This window comes from Micromonospora terminaliae, from assembly GCF_009671205.1.
Classification (GTDB): domain Bacteria; phylum Actinomycetota; class Actinomycetes; order Mycobacteriales; family Micromonosporaceae; genus Micromonospora; species Micromonospora terminaliae.
In genome coordinates this window covers 3480834-3501979 of sequence record NZ_CP045309.1, presented here as the reverse complement: position 1 = coordinate 3501979, position 21146 = coordinate 3480834, and the positions used below count along the sequence as shown (strand labels likewise).

General features: G+C 74.4%; 25 protein-coding genes. 15 read left to right on the top strand and 10 right to left on the bottom strand.

Features of this window, described 5'->3' with window-relative positions; all coding sequences use genetic code 11:
* The first annotated feature begins 130 nt into the window (after positions 1 to 130).
* Positions 131 to 928, top strand: a complete 798-nt coding sequence (locus GCE86_RS15825; RefSeq protein ID WP_154227690.1) for an ABC transporter ATP-binding protein — start codon at positions 131 to 133, stop codon at positions 926 to 928.
* The gene (locus GCE86_RS15820) at positions 925 to 1686 is read left to right on the top strand and encodes an ABC transporter permease (protein ID WP_154227689.1); all 762 of its coding nucleotides are present in this window, start codon (positions 925 to 927) and stop codon (positions 1684 to 1686) included. The genes GCE86_RS15825 and GCE86_RS15820 overlap by 4 nt, the downstream gene beginning before the upstream one ends.
* A gap of 130 nt (positions 1687 to 1816) precedes the next feature.
* Here the strand turns inward: GCE86_RS15820 and GCE86_RS15815 are convergent, their stop codons facing one another.
* On the bottom strand, positions 1817 to 2119 hold the full coding sequence (locus tag GCE86_RS15815; protein ID WP_154227688.1) for a helix-turn-helix transcriptional regulator: 303 nt from the start codon (positions 2117 to 2119) through the stop codon (positions 1817 to 1819).
* Between the two features lie 68 nt (positions 2120 to 2187).
* Here GCE86_RS15815 and map point away from each other — a divergent pair, with 68 nt between their 5' ends.
* Positions 2188 to 2964 (top strand): type I methionyl aminopeptidase, encoded by a 777-nt coding sequence (gene map, locus GCE86_RS15810; RefSeq protein ID WP_154227687.1) that lies wholly within the window; start codon positions 2188 to 2190, stop codon positions 2962 to 2964.
* A 7-nt stretch (positions 2965 to 2971) separates the two neighbouring features.
* Here map and mug read toward each other — a convergent pair whose 3' ends face one another.
* From mug to GCE86_RS15780, 6 genes are all read right to left on the bottom strand, one after another.
* Entirely contained in the window at positions 2972 to 3589 is a 618-nt protein-coding gene (gene mug, locus GCE86_RS15805) for a G/U mismatch-specific DNA glycosylase (RefSeq protein WP_091270074.1), read from the bottom strand.
* Positions 3590 to 3599: 10 nt separating this feature from the next.
* A complete protein-coding gene (locus GCE86_RS15800) occupies positions 3600 to 4361 on the bottom strand; it encodes an SDR family oxidoreductase (protein WP_154227686.1) in 762 nt (253 codons plus the stop codon).
* Between the two features lie 43 nt (positions 4362 to 4404).
* Positions 4405 to 4854, bottom strand: coding sequence for an SCO6045 C-terminal-like domain-containing protein (locus GCE86_RS15795; protein WP_154230524.1), 450 nt, complete (start codon positions 4852 to 4854; stop codon positions 4405 to 4407).
* A 53-nt stretch (positions 4855 to 4907) separates the two neighbouring features.
* On the bottom strand, positions 4908 to 5726 hold the full coding sequence (locus GCE86_RS15790) for an MbnB/TglH/ChrH family RiPP precursor modification enzyme (protein ID WP_154227685.1): 819 nt from the start codon (positions 5724 to 5726) through the stop codon (positions 4908 to 4910).
* A complete protein-coding gene (locus tag GCE86_RS15785; protein WP_154227684.1) occupies positions 5723 to 6640 on the bottom strand; it encodes a TIGR04222 domain-containing membrane protein in 918 nt (305 codons plus the stop codon). Before GCE86_RS15785 ends, GCE86_RS15790 begins: the two co-directional genes overlap by 4 nt.
* Positions 6641 to 6741: 101 nt before the next feature.
* Positions 6742 to 7314, bottom strand: coding sequence for a TetR/AcrR family transcriptional regulator (locus GCE86_RS15780; protein ID WP_091270071.1), 573 nt, complete (start codon positions 7312 to 7314; stop codon positions 6742 to 6744).
* Positions 7315 to 7419: 105 nt separating this feature from the next.
* Here GCE86_RS15780 and GCE86_RS15775 point away from each other — a divergent pair, with 105 nt between their 5' ends.
* The 3 genes from GCE86_RS15775 (at position 7420) to GCE86_RS15765 (ending at position 10072) form a co-directional block, all read left to right on the top strand.
* A complete protein-coding gene (locus GCE86_RS15775; RefSeq protein WP_244316995.1) occupies positions 7420 to 8277 on the top strand; it encodes a carbon-nitrogen hydrolase family protein in 858 nt (285 codons plus the stop codon).
* Between the two features lie 59 nt (positions 8278 to 8336).
* Positions 8337 to 8981 carry an HAD family hydrolase gene (locus tag GCE86_RS15770; RefSeq protein ID WP_154227682.1) on the top strand — a complete coding sequence of 215 codons (645 nt, stop codon included), beginning with the start codon at positions 8337 to 8339 and terminating at the stop codon, positions 8979 to 8981.
* A gap of 161 nt (positions 8982 to 9142) precedes the next feature.
* Positions 9143 to 10072 (top strand): RIO1 family regulatory kinase/ATPase domain-containing protein, encoded by a 930-nt coding sequence (locus GCE86_RS15765; RefSeq protein ID WP_154227681.1) that lies wholly within the window; start codon positions 9143 to 9145, stop codon positions 10070 to 10072.
* A gap of 79 nt (positions 10073 to 10151) precedes the next feature.
* Here the strand turns inward: GCE86_RS15765 and GCE86_RS15760 are convergent, their stop codons facing one another.
* Positions 10152 to 10400 (bottom strand): DUF2630 family protein, encoded by a 249-nt coding sequence (locus tag GCE86_RS15760; protein WP_091270068.1) that lies wholly within the window; start codon positions 10398 to 10400, stop codon positions 10152 to 10154.
* A gap of 359 nt (positions 10401 to 10759) precedes the next feature.
* On the opposite strand from GCE86_RS15760, the gene GCE86_RS15755 reads away from it, so the two are divergent.
* The 9 genes from GCE86_RS15755 (at position 10760) to GCE86_RS15715 (ending at position 20023) form a co-directional block, all read left to right on the top strand.
* Positions 10760 to 12148 (top strand): cytochrome P450, encoded by a 1389-nt coding sequence (locus GCE86_RS15755; RefSeq protein ID WP_154227680.1) that lies wholly within the window; start codon positions 10760 to 10762, stop codon positions 12146 to 12148.
* On the top strand, positions 12145 to 13020 hold the full coding sequence (locus GCE86_RS15750) for a terpene synthase family protein (RefSeq protein ID WP_154227679.1): 876 nt from the start codon (positions 12145 to 12147) through the stop codon (positions 13018 to 13020). The genes GCE86_RS15755 and GCE86_RS15750 overlap by 4 nt, the downstream gene beginning before the upstream one ends.
* Positions 13017 to 14567, top strand: coding sequence for a prenyltransferase/squalene oxidase repeat-containing protein (locus GCE86_RS15745; RefSeq protein ID WP_244316994.1), 1551 nt, complete (start codon positions 13017 to 13019; stop codon positions 14565 to 14567). The genes GCE86_RS15750 and GCE86_RS15745 overlap by 4 nt, the downstream gene beginning before the upstream one ends.
* A 94-nt stretch (positions 14568 to 14661) precedes the next feature.
* Positions 14662 to 17139: a sensor histidine kinase gene (locus GCE86_RS15740; RefSeq protein ID WP_154227678.1), complete on the top strand. Its 2478-nt coding sequence runs from the start codon at positions 14662 to 14664 to the stop codon at positions 17137 to 17139.
* A 65-nt stretch (positions 17140 to 17204) separates the two neighbouring features.
* Positions 17205 to 17630 (top strand): roadblock/LC7 domain-containing protein, encoded by a 426-nt coding sequence (locus tag GCE86_RS15735; RefSeq protein ID WP_154227677.1) that lies wholly within the window; start codon positions 17205 to 17207, stop codon positions 17628 to 17630.
* Positions 17627 to 18016 (top strand): DUF742 domain-containing protein, encoded by a 390-nt coding sequence (locus GCE86_RS15730; protein ID WP_154227676.1) that lies wholly within the window; start codon positions 17627 to 17629, stop codon positions 18014 to 18016. Before GCE86_RS15735 ends, GCE86_RS15730 begins: the two co-directional genes overlap by 4 nt.
* Positions 17997 to 18605, top strand: coding sequence for a GTP-binding protein (locus GCE86_RS15725; RefSeq protein ID WP_154227675.1), 609 nt, complete (start codon positions 17997 to 17999; stop codon positions 18603 to 18605). Before GCE86_RS15730 ends, GCE86_RS15725 begins: the two co-directional genes overlap by 20 nt.
* 36 nt (positions 18606 to 18641) lie before the next feature.
* Entirely contained in the window at positions 18642 to 19049 is a 408-nt protein-coding gene (locus GCE86_RS15720; RefSeq protein ID WP_154227674.1) for an SRPBCC family protein, read from the top strand.
* A gap of 92 nt (positions 19050 to 19141) precedes the next feature.
* Complete coding sequence (locus tag GCE86_RS15715) at positions 19142 to 20023, top strand: fructosamine kinase family protein (protein ID WP_154227673.1); 882 nt, start codon at positions 19142 to 19144, stop codon at positions 20021 to 20023.
* Positions 20024 to 20170: 147 nt separating this feature from the next.
* Here GCE86_RS15715 and GCE86_RS15710 read toward each other — a convergent pair whose 3' ends face one another.
* A complete protein-coding gene (locus GCE86_RS15710; protein ID WP_154227672.1) occupies positions 20171 to 20359 on the bottom strand; it encodes a DUF397 domain-containing protein in 189 nt (62 codons plus the stop codon).
* Entirely contained in the window at positions 20350 to 21117 is a 768-nt protein-coding gene (locus GCE86_RS15705) for a DUF5753 domain-containing protein (protein WP_154227671.1), read from the bottom strand. The genes GCE86_RS15710 and GCE86_RS15705 overlap by 10 nt, the downstream gene beginning before the upstream one ends.
* Positions 21118 to 21146 lie beyond the last annotated feature (29 nt).

Sequence of the window (21146 nt, the reverse complement as noted above, 5' to 3'; positions counted from 1 at the left end):
GACGCAACGCTCCTGGTCCGAAGGAATCGGTACGCCGCGCGCCGTCGACGAGTGGCTGTGATCGGCGTCGCCTGACGCCTCGTCCCGAGGGCTTGACCCTGACGCTGCGTCAACCCTCCATGCTGCTCCCATGAGCATCCCCCCAACGGAACCTCAGGTCGAGCAGCCCGCGATACGCGTGCGAGGCCTGGAGAAGTCGTTCAAGCAGGTCACGGTGCTGCGCGGCGTGGACGTCGACGTGGCACGGGGCAGCATCTTCGCTCTGCTCGGCTCGAACGGGGCCGGCAAGACCACGATGGTGAAGATCCTGTCCACGCTGCTCAAGGCCGACGCCGGGACCGCCCGCGTCAACGGCTTCGACGTCGCGACACAGGCCGCCGACGTGCGCGAGTCCATCAGCCTCACCGGGCAGTTCGCGGCGGTCGACCAGGTCCTCAGCGGCCGGGAGAACCTCGTCCTGGTCGCCAGGCTGCGGCACCTCAAGGACCCGGGTGCCATCGCCGACGACCTGCTGCGGCGCTTCTCGCTGACCGAGGCGGGCAACCGGCGGGTGGCGACGTACTCCGGAGGCATGCGCCGCCGCCTCGACATCGCGATGAGCCTCATCGGGAACCCGCCGGTCATCTTCCTCGACGAGCCGACGACCGGGCTGGACCCGGAGGCGCGCATCGAGGTGTGGCAGGCCGTCCGGGAACTCGCCCGGGGCGGCACGACGGTGCTGCTCACCACCCAGTACCTCGACGAGGCGGAGCAGCTCGCCGACCGCATCGCGATCCTCCACGAGGGCCGGATCATCGTGAACGGCACCCTCGACGAGCTCAAGCGGCTCCTGCCACCGGCCGAAATCGAGTACGTCGAGAAGCAACCGACCCTCGAAGACGTCTTCCTCACCCTCGTCGGCGCCGCAACGGACAAGGAACAGCGATGAACAAGCACTTCCTCGACGACACCGCCGTGCTCCTGGGGCGTTCGCTGCGGCACATCGCCCGCAGCCCGGACACCATCATCACCACGGCGATCATGCCGATCGCCTTCCTGCTGCTGTTCGTCTACGTCTTCGGCGGCGCCATCGAGACCGGGTCCGACTCGTACGTGAACTACCTGCTGCCCGGCATCCTGCTCATCACGATCGCGTCGGGCATCTCCTACACCGCCTACCGGCTGTTCCTGGACCTGCAGGGCGGCATCTTCGAACGGTTCCAGTCCATGCCGATCGCCCGGTCCGCCGTGCTGTGGGCGCACGTCCTGACCTCGCTGGTCGCCAACCTGATCTCGCTCGTGGTGGTGATCGGAGTCGCCCTCCTCATCGGCTTCCGCACCGGGGCGGGGGTCCTGGCGTGGCTCGCGGTCGCCGGGATCCTGGTCCTGTTCACCCTGGCGCTGACCTGGATCGCCGTGATCCCCGGACTCACGGCGAAGTCGGTCGACGGCGCGAGCGCGTTCTCCTACCCGCTCGTCTTCCTGCCGTTCATCAGCTCGGCCTTCGTGCCCACGGGCTCCATGCCCGGCCCGGTGCGCGCGTTCGCCGAGCACCAGCCGGTCACCTCCATCGTCAACGCGATCCGGGACCTGTACACCGAGCAGAAGGTCGGCACCGACATCTGGATCGCCCTCGGCTGGTGCGTCGGCATTCTCGTCGTGGCCTACGTGTTCGCCGGCGTCACCTACCGTCGCCGGATCTCCTGAGCTGGCGTCGGGCGGGGAAGCTCGCGCAGCTCGACGATCCGCGTGTCGTCCGGCTCTACCGGGTCCGGTCGGAGGTCTTCGACGACGACGACGCGGGCGCCGACCACCGCCACCCGGCCGGCCGCCGGAGCTACGAGGCCAGCCGCTCGCGGGCGTGGCGGCCCGACCTCGCGGGACCGGCGGCGCCGTCCGCCTGGTTGATCTCCGCCCACACGGCGTCGAGGGAGAGGCCGAGAACGTCGGCGATGGCCGCGATGGTCGGGAAGGCGGGGGTGGCCACGCGACCGGACTCGATCTTCCGGAGGGTCTCCGGCGAGACACCCGCGTCCAGCGCGGTGACGAGCATCGAGCGCTCGCCCCTGGCCTGGCGCAGGAGGGCGCCGAGGCGCTGACCGCGCTCGACCTCTGCGGGAGTGAGCGGCAACCGGACCATGCCGCCGATTGTAGTACCGGGATAGTATGGCCGGGATATTTATTGTGCCGAAACGAGTAAGGCGTCGCATGATCGAGATCCTGAGCCCCACCGAGCTGCCCCGAGCCAGGGCGGCCGGCGCCCTGGTCGCCGACATCCTGCGGACCCTGCGGAGTCGCTGCGAGGTGGGCACGAACCTCCTGGACATCGACCGCTGGGCCCAGGCCATGATCACCGAGGCCGGCGGGAAGTCCTGCTACGTCGACTACGAGCCGTCCTTCGGACGCGGGCCTTTCGGGCACTACATCTGCACGTCGGTCAACGATGCCGTGCTCCACGGGCTGCCCCACGACTACGCGCTCGCCGACGGCGATCTGCTGACGCTCGACCTCGCCGTCTCCAGCGGCGGGGTGGTCGCCGACTCGGCCGTCAGCTTCGTCGTGGGCGGCGCGGAGCCGCCGGAGAGCGTCGCGCTGATCGGCGCGACCGAGCGCGCGTTGCGGGCGGGGATCGCCGCGGCCGGGCCGGGGGCGCGCATCGGTGACATCTCCCATGCCATCGGTTCGGTCCTCCGCGAGGCGGGCTACACGGTCAACACCGAGTTCGGTGGTCATGGCGTCGGGTCGACGATGCACCAGGACCCGCACGTCCCGAACACGGGGCGGCCCGGCCGGGGATACCGGCTGCGCCCCGGGCTGTTGCTGGCCCTGGAGCCGTGGGTCATGGCGGACACCGCCGAGCTCCGCACCGACGCCGACGGCTGGACGCTGCGCAGCGCGACCGGCTGCCGGACGGCGCACAGCGAGCACACGATCGCCATCACCGAGGACGGGGCCGAGGTGCTCACCCTGCCGAGGCAGGCGTGACCACGAGCTAGCCGCCGGCGGTCACCGCGGCGCGCAGCTCACCGAAGGCGGCCCCGAGCGTCTCCGGGGTGAAGTGCGCGTTCAAGCCGCTCGGGTTGGGCAGCACCCAGAGCCGGGCCGCCGCGAGGGGTTCCGGCTGCGGCCCGAAGCCCGCCTTCGGCCGGGCGAACCCGATCCGGTACGCCGTCACCCCGACCACCGCCACCCAGCGCGGCCGGTACCGCGCCACCTTGGCGGTCAGCTCCCGCGCCCCCTCGACCAGCTCCTCGGCGGTCAGCTCGTCGGCGCGGGCGCTGGCCCGGGCCACCATGTTGGTGATGCCCAGCCCGAGGCCGGGCAGCTCGTCCTGCTCGCTGGGGTGCAACTGGCGTGGGGTGAAGCCGCCCCGGTGCAGCGCCGGCCAGAACCGGTTGCCCGGGCGGGCGAAGTGCCAGCCCGTGGCCGCCGACCACAGGCCCGGGTTGATCCCGACGAAGAGCACGTCCAGACCGGGCGCGATGACGTCCGGGAGGAGCCGGTCGGCGGCCGCCGCGAGCTGTTCCTTGCTGGGTCGGGGATAGCGCCGGGCCGGCGAGCCGGGTGCGGGGTCCGGCCGGCCGCCGGCGGGGCGGCGTCGGTCGCTCACCGGCGCGCCGTCACAGGCCGCGCAGCGCGCCGCCGTCGACCGGCACGGTGACCCCGGTGACGTAGCCGGCGGCGGGGGAGAGCAGGAAGGCGGCCACCCGGCCGAACTCGGCGGGGTCGCCGATCCGGCCCAGCGGGATCGACGCCTCCGCCTCGGCGCGGGCCCGCTCCGCGTCGCCGCCGGCTGCCAGGAGTTCCCGGTTCCGGTCGGTCATGATCCGCCCCGGCAGCAGGCTCACCACGCGTACGCCGCGGGGGCCGTGCTCGTCGGCCAGGTCCTTGGCCACCCCGGCCAGGCCCGGGCGCAGGCCGTTGGAGATGCCGAGCCCGGGCAGCGGGCTGCGTACCGAGGTGGAGAGCACCAACCCGATGGCGCCCCCGTCGGTGAGCGCGGCGGCCACCGTGCGCGCGGTGCGGACGGTGCCCAGGAAGACCGTCTCGAAGGACTCGCGCCACTGCTCGTCGGTGACCTGGGCGGCGGTGCCCCGGGGCGGGCCGCCCACCGAGATCAGCGCCCCGTCGAGCCGGCCGAACTGCTCGCGTGCCGCCGCGACGAGCCGCTCCGGGGTGCCCGGGTCGGTGAGGTCGGCGGTCAGCCCGATGACCCGCTCCGGCCCGCCGAGCGCCTCGACGGCGGCAGCCACCCGCTCCGGGGCGCGCGACGAGATCACCACGCGGGCGCCGTCGGCGACGAGCTGCTCGGCGGTGGCGAAGCCGAGACCGCCCGAGGCGCCGGTCAGCACGTACACCCGGTTGGCGAGTCCGAGATCCATGGGGCCGATCCTGCCGTACCGCGCAGGGGCCTGCCACCCACTCTCAGCGCGGGGCGGGCCGCAGCAGGCGTACCCGGCCGGCGAGCTGGGCCGCGACGGCGCCGCCGGCCCGGGCGACGGCCGGCAGCCGGCGGGGCCGGGGGGCCGTGCGACCGTCGTAGCGGCTCGCCGCCTCGCGGGCGGCCAGTTCCTCGGCGCCCAGCGGCGGCAGCGTGCCCCGGTCGCCCAGCTCCCGGGCCAGGTCCCAGCCGTCGCGCAGGGAACCGTTGGTGGGGCGGCCGGCCGCCCAGCCGGCGAAGGTCGCCGGCCAGGCGTCGCCGAGGGCGGCCGCGAGCAGCGGCCAGTGCCGGGCCACGTCACCGGCCCGCTTGCGCAGCAGCGCCCGCCGGGCCGCCTCCACGGGTGCGGCGGCGAACCCGGGCGGCAGCGGCCCGCCGGCCACCAGCGCCGCCACCAGCTCCGCCTGGCGCGCGGCCAGGTCCCGGCCGGTCACCTCGCCGCCGGGCGCCGGGACGCGGCGGCCGGCCGGCGTGGCCGGCTCGCCGCTCACGTGACCACCGGGTATCCGGAGGCGGCGGCCAGGGCGTCCAGCTCGCCGCGCAGCTCGGTGGCGGGCGGGTAGTGGCCGTCGCGTTCCAGCAGCAGGGCCGGGGGACGGCGCCGGTCGCACAGCTCGCGGACCAGGTCGAGAACCTCGGCGGGGACCGGGTCGGTGTGCGTGTCGTGGTAGAAACCGCCGTGCTCGGCGCCGCCGGCCACGTGCACGTAGGCGATCCGGTCCAGCGGCAACCGGTCCAGCAGGCCGGCCGGGTCACCGCCCCGGTTGCAGGCGTTGGCGTGCACGTTGGCCACGTCGAGCAGCAGCAGTGCGCCCGTGGCGTCGAGGATCTCGGTGAGGAAGTCGGCCTCGTCCAGCTCGTCGTCGGGCCAGTCGAAGAGCGCGGCGATCGGCTCCAGAGCCAGCGGCACCGGCAGCTCCGCCTGCGCCCGCCGCACGTTGGCCACCACCGCGGCCACCGCCTCCCGGCTGCGGGGCAGCGGGAGCAGGTGACCGGCCTCCACGCCGCCCGCCCGCACGAACGCGATGTGCTCGCTGACCAGCGGCGCGCCCAGCGCCGCGGCCACGCCGGCCAGGTGCGCCACCCGGGCCGGATCGACCGGTTCCGCGCCGCCGAGGGAGAGCTTCACCCCGTGGGGTACGACGATGACGCCCCGACCGCGCAACTCGGCCAGGCCGTCGGGGAGCGGCCCGGCCGGGGCGACCGTCTCGGCGACCACCTCGACGAACCGCAGCCCGGGCAGGCCGGCCACGAAGCCGGCGATCTCCGGCCGCCACCCGATGCCCACGCCCGACGGGCCGGTCATCCGCCGCACCCGCCACCGCCGCAGCCGCCACCGCCCCCGCAGGAGCTGCCCCCGCCGCACGAGCTGCCGCCCCCGCCGGAGCTGCCGCCTCCGCAGGAACCGCCCGCGCTGCCGGCCGACCCCATGGCCTGGCGCTGGATCTCGGCCTGCTCCGAGAAGCCCGGGTCCATGCTCCAGAGGGTGGCCGTGCCGAACAGCGCGACGCCCATCGCGGCGTCGGACGGGCCGTAGGTGGCGTAGGCCGGCGCGGCGCTCGGCCGCAGCCAGGTGTGCCGGCGGCGCAGGTCGCGCAGCGCGCGGGTGGCCGCCCGGGTGCGCCACGGCACCCGGTTGAGCAGGAGGAACGCGAGGAACAGCGGCACCAGGGTGAGCATCAGCCAGCCGACCGGCCGGCTGTTGGACAGGCCGACGAAGGCCCGGACGAAGCCGAGCGCCAGCAGGGCGCCCACGAGCAGCGCGCCGCGGCGCAGCGTCGCCCGCCGCTCCTGGTCCAGGGCCAGCCCGCGGCGCACGAGGCCGTCGCGCAGCTCGTCGAGGGCGCGCCGGACCCACTCGTCCTGGCCCAGCTCCCGGGAGCGCAGGTGCCGGTTGGCCGCGTGATGGATGGCCTGGTCCAGCGGGGTGACGCCGGCCGGCAGCGGGCCGCCGGCGGTGAGCCGCCGGTCGGGGCGTACGCCGACCGCCCCGGCGCGGCGCAGCCCGCCGAGCGCGGTCCAGACGGCGAGCTGGTCGCCCCCGTTGAGGTACGCGGCCTGCTGCGGCCCGAGGGGCCCATCGTCGTGCACCGGGGTGCCGGCCAGTGCGCGCCACCGGTACACCAGGGCGCCGGCGACCAGCACGACGGCCGCCACGACGTACCAGCGGAGGAAGACGGGGCCGGGGACGCCCCAGGTGTCGCCCGCGAGGACATTCATGCTCTGCTCCTGTCGCGAGGGGTCGCGGCCCATTGTGGAGCAGGTCCGCCAGCGTTGATCACCCCGGCGGGTCGAGTTACCGGACCGATATCCGGCGCCGGTCAGTGCCGGCGCACGGCCTCCTCGACGAGGTCGAGCACCCGGCCCAGGTCACCGGCGGGACGCCCCATGGCCAGGTGCAGCACGAGCCCGTCGTACGCCAGCTCCAGGAACTGGGCCAGCACGTCGATCGGCACGTCGTCGCGGAGCACCCCGGCCTCGCGCTGGCGGAGCAGGCGCTCCCGGGTGGCCTCGGCGATGGCCGCCGAACGTTCCGCCCAGCGCCGGGCGAACGCGGGGTCGGTGCGCAGCCGCCGGGAGACCTCGAGCTGGCTGCCGAGCCAGCCGGTGGTGTCCGGGGAGACCGCCCGGGCCAGCAGGTCGCGCATCACCTGGACCAGGCCGTTGCGGGCCACGGTCTCCACCATGACCGCCGCGTCGTCCTCGGCCACGGCGAGGAAGAGCGAGTCCTTGTCGCGGAAGTGATGGAAGATCGCGCCCCGGGAGAGCCCGGTGGCCTCCTCCAGCCGGCGGACGGTGGCACCCTCGTAACCGTGTCGGGCGAAACACGCCCGTGCGGCGCCGAGGATCTCCTGGCGGCGCGCGTCGAGCTGGTCCTGGCTTACTCTGGGCACGGAACGATCGTTCCAGGTGGGCCGGGCCGATGCAAACCGTACGTACGGCTTGAGATGCGGTTCTCGCATGATCGTCCGGCCGGCCGAGCCGGTTACGATCCTCCGGTGACCCCCCAGGCCGTGCCCCTCCCCACCAGCCCGCTGACCGTGGCCACCGTGCAGGCCGAGCCCGTGCCCGGTGACGTCGCCGGCAACGCCGCCACCGCCGCCCGCCTCGTCGGCCGGGCCGCCGGCGCCCGGGTCGTGGTGCTGCCCGAGCTGTTCCTGCCCGCGTACCACCCGCCGACCCTGGGCGCCGACCCGGCCGGCACCGACGTGGCGGCCGACCCCGAGGGCCGGGTCGAGGACGCACGGCTGGACCCGCTGCGCGCCGCAGCCCGCGACGGCGGGACCTGCGTGGTGATCGGCGCGGCCGTCCGGCACCCCGACGGGCGGCGCACCATCTCCTCGCTGGTGATCGACCCGGCCGGCGCGGTCACCGCTGCGTACGACAAGCAGCAGCTCTGGAGCGGCGAGCGCGAGCTGTTCGACGCCGGCCGGCGGGGCGCCTCGCTGCGGGTCGAGGGCTGGCTGTTCGGCCTCGGCATCTGCTATGACGGCTGCTTCCCGGAGCACGGCCGCGCCGCCGCCCTCGACGGCGCGCACGGCTACCTCTGCCCGAGCGGCTACCTGGCCGGCTCCGAGCACCGCCGCGACCTCTACTACGCCGCGCGCGCCCTGGACAACACCATGTACGTGGTCTTCGCCAACTCGGTCGACGGCGCGGACCCGTGGCGGTTCAACGGCGGCGCCGCCGTCTACGAGCCGGAGGGCCGGCCGCTGGTCCGGGGCGCGGACACCGGCGAGGACGTGCTGGTGGCGACACTCGACCCGGCCCCCCTCGCCGCCACCCGCGCGGCACACACCATGCTCACCGACCGCCTGCCCGACCAGGGCCTCGCCCGAACGACGCTCATCGGCTGACGGACGGCCTGATGCCCTCGGGCCTGTCGGTGGCGCAGCCGGTCCCGTAGGGTTCCCGAGTGCCGTTGCTCCTGCTCGATCTGGACAACACGCTGCTCGACCGCGACCGGCCGTTCCGTGCCTGGGGTGAGCGGTTCCTGGACAGCATCGGCGCGCCGCCCACCGACATCGACTGGTTGCTCTCGGTGGACGCCGACGGCCTCACCGACCGCTGGGACGTCGCCGACGCCATCCGGGACCGGTACGGGCTGCGCATCCCCTCCATCGACCTGGTCGAGGAGCTGCACGACGGCGTGGTGGAGTTCACCCGGCTGGACCCCCTGGTGGCCTGCGCGCTGCGGATCGCCGACGACGCCGGCTGGGTGCCCGTCGTCGTCACCAACGGCACGTCCCGCCAGCAGGACGCCAAGATCCGCCGGACCGGGCTGGACCGCTACGTCGCCGACTGGGTGATCTCCGAGGAGGCCGGGGTCAGCAAGCCCAACCCGCGGATCTTCACGCTGGCCGCCCAGCGGGCGCGGCTGCCACTGCGCGGCGCCTGGGTGATCGGCGACAGCCCCGAGGCGGACATCGGCGGCGCGACGGCGGTCGGTCTGCCCAGCGTCTGGCTGCACCGCGGGCGCCGCTGGTCGGACACCCGGTTCGCGCCCACCCGCACGGTGGACGGGCCGATCGCCGCGGTGGCCGCCGTCCTGGCCGGCTGAGCGGTAATTCGGTTGACCCGCCCGGGGCCGCCCGTGAGCATGGTGCGGCGCGAGGGCGCAACCGGGCGGTGCCCGGTCGAGGAGAGGAGGTCGGTCATGGCCGTCTTTGCAGGGTCGTACCACCTGCCTCCACCAGCCTCGATCGAAGGACCGATCCACCCGTGCGCGATCACGACTTCCCGGCGCCGCAGCGCCGTGGCCGCGGCAAGAGCCGCTTCGACGACGACGAATCCACCTTCCTGAAGCGGGGCCGGCACGCCGAGCCGGTCCTCGCCGACCCCGACGCCGAGCCGGACGGGGAGGACCGCTGGTCCTCCTGGGACCAGGCCGTGCACGGGCCCGAACCCCACCCGGACTGGCTGGTCACCGAGCTGGCCGCGAAGGACACCGAGCTGGGGGTGCTGAAGACCGGCAAGGAGGCGGACGTCCACCTCGTCCGCCGGGCCGTGCCGGAGACCGGCCGCGGCTGCCTGCTGGCGGCCAAGCGGTACCGGGATCCCCAGCACCGCCTGTTCCACCGTGACGCCGGCTACCTGGAGGGGCGCCGGGTGCGCCGCTCCCGGGAGATGCGGGCGATGGCCGGCCGGACCTCGTTCGGCCGGCAGATGATCGCCGGGCAGTGGGCGGCGGCCGAGTTCGCCGCGCTCGCCCGGCTCTGGGAGATCGGCGCCGCGTCCGGGCGGATCGCCGTGCCCTACCCGGTGCAGCTGCTCGGCACCGAGCTGATGCTGGAGTTCGTGGGTGACGCCGAGGCCGGCGAGGCCGCGCCCCGGCTGGCCCAGCTCCGGCCCGAGGGCGCCGACCTGCGCGACCTGTGGGAGCAACTGGTGGACGCCCTGGTCGTCCTCGCCCGCGCCGGGTACGCCCACGGCGACCTGTCCCCGTACAACCTGCTGGTGCACGCGGGGCGGCTGGTCATGATCGACCTGCCGCAGGTGGTCGACGTGGTGGCCAACCCGCAGGGCGCGGAGTTCCTGGGCCGGGACGTCCGCGTGGTCGGCACCTGGTTCACCGCCCGCGGCCTGCCCGCCGCGGACACCGATCCGGAGGTGCTGACCGAGGTGCTGCTGCGGGAGGCGGGCCTGCGCTGAGCAGGCCGGCCTCGGCGCTCCCGCGCGGGCTCCGGCCCGCCCGGGAGCGCCGGCACGGCGGTGGACCGCCGGCTCCGGGTCACTGCAGGTAGCGCTCGACCTCGGTCACCGGGCGCTGGCCCTGGGCGTCGGGGTCGCCGTGCGCCTGGCGCGCCGCCCGGCGGCGGCGGAGCAGGTCCCAGCACTGGTCGAGGGACTCCTCCAGTGCCCGCAGCCGCTCCTTGGCCTCGTCGTCGGTGCCGGCCTCGTGCTCCTGCGCGGCCGAGCGCAGCCGGTGCTCCTCGTCGACGAGTTCGGAGATCCGGCTCAGGATGGTCTTGTCGTCCATGCCCCGAAGCTTGGCACAGGGTGCGGGCACGCGCCCGCGTTCTCCCCAGTCGGCCGGGGGGAGTTGATCGTGGCGGGCGGCCCCGGTGGCGGCCGGCGCGGGCCGCTGCCGGCCGGCGGGGCGCCGGGCGGACCTGCGCCGGAAGCCGGCCGGAAGGTCCATCGTGGAGAGACGTCCGCGCCGGAAGCCTTCCGGCGTGACGCAAATCCCACCGGCTCCATTGTCGACACCGGGATTGTTGTGCAGTGAGATATTTTCTTGTCCGCCTTTTGATCCGTCGTTCAGGATGGCATGCTCGCGGGCAACGTCACGGGTCATGACGGTGTCGCGACCCTGAGTAGAACTGGGGGGCCATTCACGTGGACGAGTCGGCGGACGAACCCCGGCCCACCGGGCGGCCCCACGCGGTTCCCCTGCGCCACATCCTGCCCGGCCTGCTCCGCGACCCGGCCCGCGCGCTGATCGACGTGGGCAACCGGACCGGTGGCGCGCTCGTCCGGCTGAACCTGGGCTCGTTCCGCCCGTACCTGGTCACCCATCCCCGGCACGTCCAGCACGTGCTGCGCGACCGGGCGGACAACTACGAACGGGCCGGCGACGGGCTGTTCTGGCGCCCGGTGAAGCGGTTGTTCGGCGAGGGCATCCTCGGCGAGGGCCAGATCTGGTCGGCCAGCCGCCGGATGCTGCAGCCGATGTTCACGGCCAAGCGGGTGGAGGCGCTGATCGACGGCATGGCCGACGCCATCCGGGACGCCGTCGACGAGCTGGACGAGCCCTTCCGGGCCGGGCGCCCGGTCGACATCGGTGCCGAGCAGGCCCGGATCGTCAGCCGCGCGATCATGCGGGTGCTCTTCGCCGACAAGATCTCCGTGCCGGACGCGCTGCGGGTGATCGACGCGCAGGACGTCATCGCCACGGCGGTGATCCCCCGGATCGTCGTGCCGTTCGCCCCGCTGTCCCTGCCGATGCCGGGCGACCGTCCGTTCCGCCGCGCGGTCCGCATCGTCGACGAGGTGCTGGTGCCGATCGTCCGGGAGACCCGGGCCGTGGCCGACCAGGGCGACGACATCATCTCCACGCTCTGGCGGGCCCGCACCGACGACGGGCGGCAGCTCGACGAGCGGCAGGTCCGCAACGACACCGTGGCCATGTTCGCGGCCACCACCGAGACCACCATCAACGTGCTCACCTGGGCCTGGCCCCACCTGGAACAGCGGCCCGACGTCGCCGACCGGCTCTACGCCGAGATCGACCGGGTGGTGGGCGACGGACCGGTACGCCGCGAGCACCTCGCCGACCTCACCTACACCCGGATGGTCCTGGACGAGCTGCTCCGGCTCTACCCGATCGGCTGGATCATCCCGCGCCGGGCGGTGGCCGCCGACGTCATCGACGGCGTGCCCATCGAGGCCGGGGCGACCATGGTGGCCAGCCCGCTGATCACCCAGCGCATGCGGCAGTTCTGGGACCGGCCGGACGAGTTCGACCCGGAGCGGTTCCGGCCCGAGCGGGTCCGCGCCCGCCACCGGTACGCCCACTTCCCGTTCGGCGGCGGCCCGCACCAGTGCCTCGGCATGTACCTGTTCTACCTGGAGGCGCAGCTCATCCTCGCCACCATGCTGAGCCGCTACCGCTTCCGGCTGCGCCGCCCCGGCGTACCCGGGTTGCGGCTGGCCGCGGCGCTGCGCCCCCGCGAGCGCGTCGAGCTGACCCTGCTGGCCGCCGGCCGGCGGGCGGAGCCGGCGTGACCGCCGGGCAGGTGCCGGATCCGGTCGCCGCGGCGGCGGAGCAGGGACGGATCTGCGCCCTCGCGGCCAAGGGCCAGCGCGACCTGGCGCGGTGCGCCGCCGGGCACGCCGAACTGTTCCCCGGCCGGCCGTTCGACGCGACGCTGTTCAGCAGCATCGCGCTCGCCATGACGTTCAGCGCGCCCTGGTGCACCGCCGAGGAACTGGCGCTCACCAACCGGGCCGTGCTGTGGGGCTTCGCGGTCGACTGGCAGGTCGACCACCAGGCGGACTCCCGGTCCGAGGTCGACCGGATCGTCAAGTCCTGCCTCGCCGTGGTCGACGGCGCGGCCCCCGACGACCCGCTGGGCCGCTTCCTGGCCGAGCTGCGCGACGACCTGGCCGCCACCCCGGCCTGGGCCGAGCTGCGCGGGGCGTGGCGGGACACCATGGCCCGCACCCTCGACGCGATGGCCCGCGAGTGGGACTGGAAGCAGTCCGGCCACCCCACCCTCGACGACTACCTGGCGAACGCCGACAACCTCGCCGCCACGGTGGTCAACGTGGCGCACTGGATCCACACCGGCGACGCCGGCACGCACCGCGCGCTGCCCCGCCTGATCGAGGTGAGCGACGAGATCCAGCGGGCCCTGCGGCTGGTCAACGACCTCGGCACCCACCGGCGGGACCGCGAGTGGGGCGACCTCAACGCGCTCATGCTCGTGGACGACCCCGCGGAGATCGAACGGCGCCTGGCGGAGCAGGTCGAGCACTGCCGGCGGCTGCTGGCCGACCTCGCCCCCGCCAGCCCCCGGCAGGCCGACTTCCTGGCCCGGCAGCTCGGCTTCACCAGCGGGTTCTACCGGCTCACCGACTTCTGGGGCGCCCAGTGAGCCTCACCGCGGGTCGCGCGCCGGTCACCCACCCCGACGTCCGCGCCGAGCAGGCCCGGGATCTGGTCACGGCCATGGTGGACAACCCGGCGGGGGAGACCTCCGCGTCGGTCTACGAGACCGGCCGGCTGGTCGGCCTGGCGCCCTGGCTGCCCGGCCACGACGTCCGCGTCTCCTGGCTGCTCGACCGGCAGCGCGCCGACGGCGGGTGGGGCGGCCCCGACGGCTACGCCCTGGTGCCCACCCTGAGCGCCACGGAGGCCCTGCTGACCGTGCTGCGCCGGGGCGGGCACGGTCCGGCCGGTCCGCTGGCCGGCGCCGCACACCGCGGCCTGGCCTTCCTGGCCGGCGCCCTCGACGCCGGCGCCCCGCCCGACCTGCCCGCCACCGACCTCATCGTGCCGGCGCTGCGCGAGGACGTCGAGCGGCACCTCGCCCGGCCCCCGGCCGGGCTGGCCGGCTGGGCCGGCGCCCGCCTGCCGCTGCCGGCCGCCCTCGACCCGGGCCGGCTGACCCGGGTACGCGGCCTGCTGGCCACCGGCCGGCCCGTTCCCGAGAAGCTGGCCCACGCGCTGGAGGTGGCCGGTGACGGGGCCCGCCGGGCGGCCGGGGTACGGCCCGCCGGAGCGGGGGCGGTCGGCGCCTCGCCCGCCGCGACGGCCGCCTGGCTCGGCCGCCCCGAGCCCGGCCCCGCGCTGGACTACCTGCGAGCCGTGGGCGCGCGCGGCCCGGTGCCCTGCGCCAGCCCGATCACCGTCTTCGAGCGCGCCTGGGTGCTCGGCATCCTGGCCCGGGCCGGCGTGCCGCTGGCCGTACCCGGGTCGCTCGTGGCCGAGCTGCGGGCGGCGGTCGGCGCGTCCGGCGCGGCCACCGGACCCGGGCTGCCCGCCGACGCCGACACCACCTCGGTCACCCTCTACGCGCTCGCCCGGCTGGGCCGGCCGCTGGAGGTGTCCCGGCTCGACGCGTACGACACCGGGCGGCACTTCTGCACCTGGCCGGGGGAGGACGGGGCGTCGGTGACCACCAACGCGCACGTGCTCGACGCCCTCGGGCAGCACCCCGCCCACCCCGGCGTGGCGGCCACCGTGGACCGGGTGGCCGGCTGGCTGGTCGAGCGGCAGGAGCCGGACGGGCGGTGGGCCGACCGCTGGCACGCGTCGGCGTACTACGCGACGTACTGCGTGCTGCTCGCGCTCGCCGACCACGCCCCCGGCGCCGCGGCGCGGGCCGCCGTGCGGCGGGGCGTCGGCTGGCTGCTGGACACCCAGCGGGCGGACGGCTCGTGGGGGCGCTGGGGCGGCACGGCCGAGGAGACGGCCTACGCGGTGCTCGCGCTGGCCGGCGCCGGGCTACCGGGAAATACGCGCGTCGATGCGGCGCTGGGGCGGGGACGGCGGCGACTGTCCGAGTGGGACGGACGCGCCGACGGGCCGGCCCTGTGGCACGACAAGGATCTCTACCGCCCGACGCTGATCGTGCGCGCCGCGGTGCTGGCCGCGTCGTGGTCCACCAGTGGAACTTCCACCGCGACGGCACAACCATGATCAGGATCGCTTGAATGGAGTTCACGACGACTGCTAGCGTGCGCCGGAGTCGATCGGATTTCCGACTGATCGGATACCGGGCCAGGACGGTGTGATGCGTTCCCGCAGTACGAATCTCCGTACGAAGATCATCGCCCTTCTGGCGTCCCTGATCGCGCTCTGGGCCTTCGCGGCCTGGGTGACCGTCCGGGACGGGTTCAACCTGCTCGGTGTGCAGGCGCTCAACGCGCGGGTCTTCGAACCGGCCGACCCGCTGCTGCTCCAGCTCCAGAACGAGCGGCGGCTGTCCCTGCTGTACCTCGGGCAGTCCGACCCGGACCAGCTCCAGGAACTGGCCGCGCAGCGGCAGCGCACCGACGACAGCGCCGCGGCGCTGTGGCGCTCCGCGCAGGACTGGCGCACCGAGATCCCGGCCAGCGACGAGCTGGAGCAGCGGATCACCGACCTGAAGACCCAGGTCGAGCAGCTCGGTGCGGTACGCGCCGAGGTCGGCCGCAAGACCATCGACCGCACCGCGACGCTGGCCGCGTACAACGAGGCGGTCGACGCCATCTTCGGGGTCTTCGACGCGCTCGGCGGCCTGGACGACGACGAGATCGCGCGGGACACCGCCGCGCTCATCGACCTGAACCGGGCCCGGGAGCTGCTGTCCCAGCAGGACGCCCTGCTGACCGGCGCCGTGGCGGCCAACCGGATGACGGTGGCGGAGCAGACCGCCTTCGCCCGGCTGGTCGGCGCCCAGTGGTTCCTCTCCGACCGCACCGCCCGCGACCTCGCCCCGACCGACCGGGCCCGCTACCAGCAGATGACCGAGGGGGAGGGGTTCCGGCAGCTGCGCGCCCTCCAGGACCGGGTGCTCGCCGCCAAGGGCAGCGACGTCCGCCCGCCGGTCACCGCCGCGGCCTGGCAGGCCGCCGCCAGCCGGTCGATGGAGGACCTGCGCGGCGTGATCCTCGCCGGCGGCGACGACATCGTGTCCCGGGCCACCCCGGTCGCCGTCGGTGTCATCGTGCGGCTGGTGCTCGCCGCCGGTCTCGGCCTCATCGCGGTCGTCGCGTCCGTCATCGTCTCCATCACCACGGCCCGCGCGCTGGTCCGCCAGCTCGAACGGTTGCGCGAGGCGGCGTTCCGCCTGGCCAACGAGCGGCTGCCCAGCGTCGTGGAGCGGCTGGGCCACGGCGAGGAGGTCGACGTCGCCCGCGAGGCGCCGCCGTTGCAGACCGGCGACGACGAGATCGGGCAGGTCGGCAAGGCGTTCAACGCCGTGCAGGAGACCGCCATCCGCACCGCCGTCGAGCAGGCCGAGCTGCGGCGCAACGTCCGCGAGGTCTTCCTCAGCCTGGCCCGGCGCACCCAGGCGCTGGTGCACCGCCAGCTCACCCTGCTCGACGCCATGGAACGCCGCGAGCACGACGCCGAGGAGCTGGAGGACCTGTTCCGCGTCGACCACCTGGCCACCCGGATGCGGCGCAACGCCGAGAACCTCATCGTGCTCTCCGGCTCGACGCCGGGCCGCGCGTGGCGCCGCAACGTGCCGATGGTCGACGTGGTGCGCGGCGCGGTCGCCGAGGTCGAGGACTACACCCGGGTGACGGTGCGGCCGCTCGGCCCCGTGTCGCTCACCGGCCGGGCCGTCGGCGACGTCATCCACCTGCTCGCCGAGCTGATCGAGAACGGCCTCTCCTTCTCGCCGCCGCACACCGCCGTCGAGGTACGCGGCCAGCTGGTCTCCAACGGGTTCGCCATCGAGATCGAGGACCGCGGCCTCGGCATGGGCGCGGAGGAACTGGCCGCCGCGAACATGCGGATCGTCGACCGGTCCGAGCTGAACCTCGCCAACGCCGCCCGGCTCGGCCTCTTCGTGGTCAGCCGGCTCACCGAGCGGCACGGGGTGAAGGTGCAGCTCAAGGAATCGGCGTACGGCGGGACGACGGCCGTGGTGCTGATCCCGCTGGAGCTGGTCACCCACGAAGGGCCGGACCCGAGCACCTCCGGCGGCTTCCCGGCCGGCGCCGGGCAGCCCGCCCCGGCCGCCCCCGCGAACGCGGAGCGCGCGCCGGCCGAGCCCGCCGCCGACCGGCCGGCCGCCCCCGTGGCGGTGGTCGAGAGCACCGCCCCGGCGGAACCGGCCGCGGACGACACCGAGGAACCCGTCCCGGCGCGGGAGGCCGATGTGGACGAGCCCCGACTCACCCCGTCCGGGCTGCCGGCGCGTACCCGGAAACGGCAGCCCGCGCTGGCGGAACCCACCGTGGCGCTGACCCCGGTGGACGCCCGGACCACCGACCAGCGCCCGGCGGACGGCGCCCCGGCGACGCCCGCCCGGACCGACGGCGGCCTGCCCGTCCGGGTCCGGCAGGCCAGCCTGGCGCCGGAGCTGCGGCACGACCAGGCCGCCGTGGACGACGACGGCGGCGACGATGACGACACGGTGCGCCCACCGGAGCAGGTGCGCCGGATGATGAGCTCCTACCAGAGCGGCACCCGACGCGGCCGGACCGACGCGGCCCGGCTCCTCGGCGGGGCGCACGAGGCCGGCGCGCCGGACACCGGCGACGGTCAGGCGACCTAGGGACCGCCGAACCGGCGAGTCCCGGACGAGCACGGCACACCAGCCGGGGGAGAAGAGGACGACGAGTGGCGCAGAAGACGGCTTCGAGCGCGGACCTGACGTGGTTGTTGGACGACCTGGTCGGCCGGGTCAAGCAGGCGGAACACGCCGTGGCGCTCTCCACCGACGGACTGCTCATGGCCTCGTCGCGCGGGTTGAGCCGGGACGACGGCGAGCACCTGGCGGCGATGGCGGCAGGAATCCAGAGCCTGGCCCGGGGCGCGGGGAAGCGGTTCGGCGGTGGGCAGGTGCAGCAGACGATCATCGAGATGCAGTCGTCGTTCCTGTTCGTCACCGCGGCCGGCCGCAACGCGTGCCTGGCCGTGCTGGCGTCCGAGGACGCCGACGTGGGCCTGATCGCGTACGAGATGGCCATGCTGGTCACCCGGGTCGGCCGGTTCGTCGCCTCACCGGAACGGGAACAGCCCCTCGGCGAGAACGCGGCGCGATGACCGGCCAGGGGGAGACCGCGGAGCACGAGTGGGTGGACGACCACGCGGGCCCGGTAGTGCGCCCGTACGCGGTGACCGGTGGCCGGGCCCGCCCGGTGACCGGCACGTTCGACCTGATCTCCCTGGTCACGGCGACCCGGGCGGAGGTGGGGTCGGAATCCGGGCTCGGCCCGGAACACGTGGCGATCGTCGGTCTCTGCCAGCGGATCCAGTCCGTCGCCGAGATCGCCGCCCACCTCGACCTGCCGGTGGGCACCGTCCGGGTCCTCCTGGGTGACCTGGCGGCCCGCAGCCTGGTGCAGGTCCGTGAGCCGCGCGCGACCCCCGCCGGCCTTCCCGACGACAGCGTTTTCGAGGCGGTAATCAATGGACTACGGGCGCTCTGAGCGGCCGGCGGGAGCGGCGCCGCTGCCCACCGCGATCAAGATCCTGATCGCCGGCGGTTTCGGCGTCGGCAAGACCACCCTGGTCGGTGCGGTCAGCGAGACCAAACCGCTGCGGACCGAGGAGGTGCTGACCGAGACCGGGATCGGCATCGACGACCTGTCCGGGGTGGAGGAGAAGACCACCACCACCGTGGCCATGGACTTCGGCCGGATCACCCTCAGCGACGACCTGGTGCTCTACCTGTTCGGCACCCCCGGGCAGGACCGGTTCTGGTTCGTCTGGGACGAGCTGGCGCTGGGCGCCATCGGGGCGGTCGTGCTCGCCGACACCCGGCGGCTGGCCGACTGCTTCCCCTCGATCGACTACTTCGAGGGTCGGGGCACGCCCTTCGTGGTGGCGGTCAACTGCTTCGAGGGCGCCAAGCAGTACCGGCTCGACGAGGTGCAGGGCGCGCTGGACCTGGACCCCGACGTGCCCGTGGTGCTCTGCGACGCGCGGGAGCGGGAGTCGGTCAAGGAGGTGCTGATCACGCTACTGGAGTACGCCATGAAGCTGCGCGAGGAGCGCCGCCGCGCCGCCGCCGACTGACCCCCGGCGGCGCCGCCGCCCTGCGATGATGAGGCGATGTCCACCACGGAATCGCGGCACCTGAGCGTGCACATCGACCGGCCGGTAGCCGAGGTCTACGCATTCGTCGCCGACCCCGGCAACCTGCCCCGCTGGGCGCCCGGCCTGGGCACTTCCGTGGTGCGCGAGGGCGGCGGGTGGTTCGTCGAGACACCGGAGGGCCGGGCGCGGCTCACCTTCGCCCCGCGCAACGAGTACGGCGTGCTCGACCACGAGGTGGAGACGCCCTCCGGCGAGACGGTGTACGTGCCGCTGCGGGCCATCGCGGACGGCCACGGCTCCGAGGTGGTCTTCACGCTGCGTCGCTCGCCCGGGATGACCGACGCGGACTTCGAGCGGGACGCCGGGCTCGTCAGCGCGGACCTCGCCCTGCTCAAGAAGGTGCTGGAAACCCCGTCGGCCTGAGGAGACGTTCGCGCTCGGTCATTCTTGGAGACTTTCCGCTCGTGGGCAACGGGAAGTCTCCAAGATCTGGCCGGGCAGGAGGAGCCGTAGCGATGCCCTCAACGGCGTTCCTGCAGGAATGTCTGCACCGGGCCGGGATGCGGGATGTCGTCTCGGTGGAGGCGGCGACGGGCGGGCTCGCGGCGCTCGCGGGCATCGCCGCCCGCCGGAACGCGCCGCCGGTGTTCGTCAAGGCGATGGCCGACGCGCCGTCCGACGGCGTCTTCGCCGCGGAGGCCGAAGGGCTGGCCGCCCTGCGTGAGCTCGGCGGTCTGGCGACACCGGAGGTGATTCTGGCGGACCGCGAACTGCTGGTGTTGTCGGTGCTGCGACCGAGGCCGCGCAGCCAGACCTTCTGGGAGCAGTTCGCTCACGCGCTCGCCCGTTTGCACCTGAGCACGACCCATCCTCGCTTCGGCTGGCACCGGGACAACTGGCTGGGCCGCCGCCGACAGGTGAACACCTGGACGGAGGACGGCTTTGCGTTCTTCGCGCAGCACCGCCTGCTCCGGTGGCTGGGGGAGCCCCGCGTCGAGGCGGCACTCGACGCCGGAGACCGGGCGGCGCTGGAGCGGCTGTGTGACCGGCTGCCGGACCTGCTACCGGCCCGGCCGGCCTGCCTGACGCACGGCGACCTGTGGGCGCAGAACGTCCTGGCCGCCCCGGACGGCCGGCCCGCGGTGATCGACCCGGCCGTGTCCTACACCTGGGCCGAGGTCGACCTCGCCCATGTCTGGTCCACCGCACCCCCGCCCGAGGCGCACCGGTTCTTCGAGGTCTATGCCGAGCTGACCGCCCTCGACGGCGACTGGCGGTCCCGCATGCCGATTGTCCAGCTGCGACAGCACCTCGCGGTGCTGGCGCAGTTCGACGACGACTGGGGCGCGGCCGACCAGGTGCGGGCCACCCTCGCCCCGTTCCGGACACGAACCTGACCGGCGGCCCCGGCGGTTGACCGCCGCCGGCCGACCGACCCGGACTTCCCGACCGGCCGCATGCGCTAGTGGGCAGGAGCCGCACGAGTCGTCCGTGACGCCGAAGGCCCTCGCGCGTCGCCGAGGGCCTTCAGGATGGGTACGAGGTCAGCCGCGCTTGGCCATCGTCACGAACCGCGTCCAGGCGGCCGGGTCGAAGGTGAGCACGGGGCCGGTCGGGTCCTTGGAGTCCCGCACGCCGACGACGCCCGCGAGATTGTCCGCGACCTCGACGCAGTTGCCACCGTTGCCGCCGCTCTTGGTGCTCTTGCGCCACCGGGCGCCGATCAGGTCCATGCTGTCGTCGCTTCTCTCAGGAGGTCCAGGGACCGCCCGCGGGGAAGAGCCTCGCCCCGGATGCGTTCCCACCGGCGCTCCAGCGTAGCAATCTCGGATGCCTGCTCGATGATCTGCGCACGCGCCTGACTGTCGGCGTGCGCGACCCGCGTGCCGTCCCGCAGCTCCGCGAGGGTGAACGGCCCGTCGAGCCCGGGATATGTCGGCGTGTCCTGCGGCACGACGTGGAGTTGGACGCTGGGCAGCTCGGCGCAGTCCACGAGATGAGCCAGTTGCGCGGCCATCAGGCGTCGATCGCCGGCGGCGGGACGGCGCAGGACCTGCTCGTCGACCACCGCGACGAAGAGCGGCCCGCGATCCCGGGTCAGGATCGCCTGCCGGTCCAGCCGAGCCGCGACCAGATCGGCCACCTCGTCCGGGGTGAAGGGCTGGCCGATGAACGTGGCGCGGGCGTAGGCCTCGGTCTGGAGCAGCCCCGGCACCCACGCCAGCTCGAACGAGCGCAGCGCGACCGCCTCGCGCTCGATGTCGACCCAGGGCCGGAACCACACGGGCTCGCGGCGCCTCACCACGTCCGGCCACAGCGCGTCGACAGGCCGGGCGAGAAGCTTTGCGACGGTGGCCCGGTGCCGGCTCTGCGGAATGTGCCCCGGGTTTGCCCACCGGGCGACGGTCTTCGGATGCACGCCGAGGTGGCCCGCCAGGCTCTCGGCGGTGTGACCCGCCTCCGCCAGCGCGGCAACAAAGGCGTGATTCATCCCTGTTCCTCCCAGGACAAAGCAACCGT

Coding starts and splice junctions, on each gene's coding strand:
- GCE86_RS15825 (WP_154227690.1), top strand. CDS start 131: ATGAGCATCCCCCCAACGGAACCTCAGGTCGAGCAGCCCGCGATACGC.
- GCE86_RS15820 (WP_154227689.1), top strand. CDS start 925: ATGAACAAGCACTTCCTCGACGACACCGCCGTGCTCCTGGGGCGTTCG.
- GCE86_RS15815 (WP_154227688.1), bottom strand. CDS start 2,119: ATGGTCCGGTTGCCGCTCACTCCCGCAGAGGTCGAGCGCGGTCAGCGC.
- map (WP_154227687.1), top strand. CDS start 2,188: ATGATCGAGATCCTGAGCCCCACCGAGCTGCCCCGAGCCAGGGCGGCC.
- GCE86_RS15800 (WP_154227686.1), bottom strand. CDS start 4,361: ATGGATCTCGGACTCGCCAACCGGGTGTACGTGCTGACCGGCGCCTCG.
- GCE86_RS15790 (WP_154227685.1), bottom strand. CDS start 5,726: ATGACCGGCCCGTCGGGCGTGGGCATCGGGTGGCGGCCGGAGATCGCC.
- GCE86_RS15785 (WP_154227684.1), bottom strand. CDS start 6,640: ATGAATGTCCTCGCGGGCGACACCTGGGGCGTCCCCGGCCCCGTCTTC.
- GCE86_RS15760 (WP_091270068.1), bottom strand. CDS start 10,400: ATGGACGACAAGACCATCCTGAGCCGGATCTCCGAACTCGTCGACGAG.
- GCE86_RS15740 (WP_154227678.1), top strand. CDS start 14,662: ATGCGTTCCCGCAGTACGAATCTCCGTACGAAGATCATCGCCCTTCTG.
- GCE86_RS15730 (WP_154227676.1), top strand. CDS start 17,627: ATGACCGGCCAGGGGGAGACCGCGGAGCACGAGTGGGTGGACGACCAC.
- GCE86_RS15725 (WP_154227675.1), top strand. CDS start 17,997: ATGGACTACGGGCGCTCTGAGCGGCCGGCGGGAGCGGCGCCGCTGCCC.
- GCE86_RS15720 (WP_154227674.1), top strand. CDS start 18,642: ATGTCCACCACGGAATCGCGGCACCTGAGCGTGCACATCGACCGGCCG.
- GCE86_RS15715 (WP_154227673.1), top strand. CDS start 19,142: ATGCCCTCAACGGCGTTCCTGCAGGAATGTCTGCACCGGGCCGGGATG.
- GCE86_RS15710 (WP_154227672.1), bottom strand. CDS start 20,359: ATGGACCTGATCGGCGCCCGGTGGCGCAAGAGCACCAAGAGCGGCGGC.
- GCE86_RS15705 (WP_154227671.1), bottom strand. CDS start 21,117: ATGAATCACGCCTTTGTTGCCGCGCTGGCGGAGGCGGGTCACACCGCC.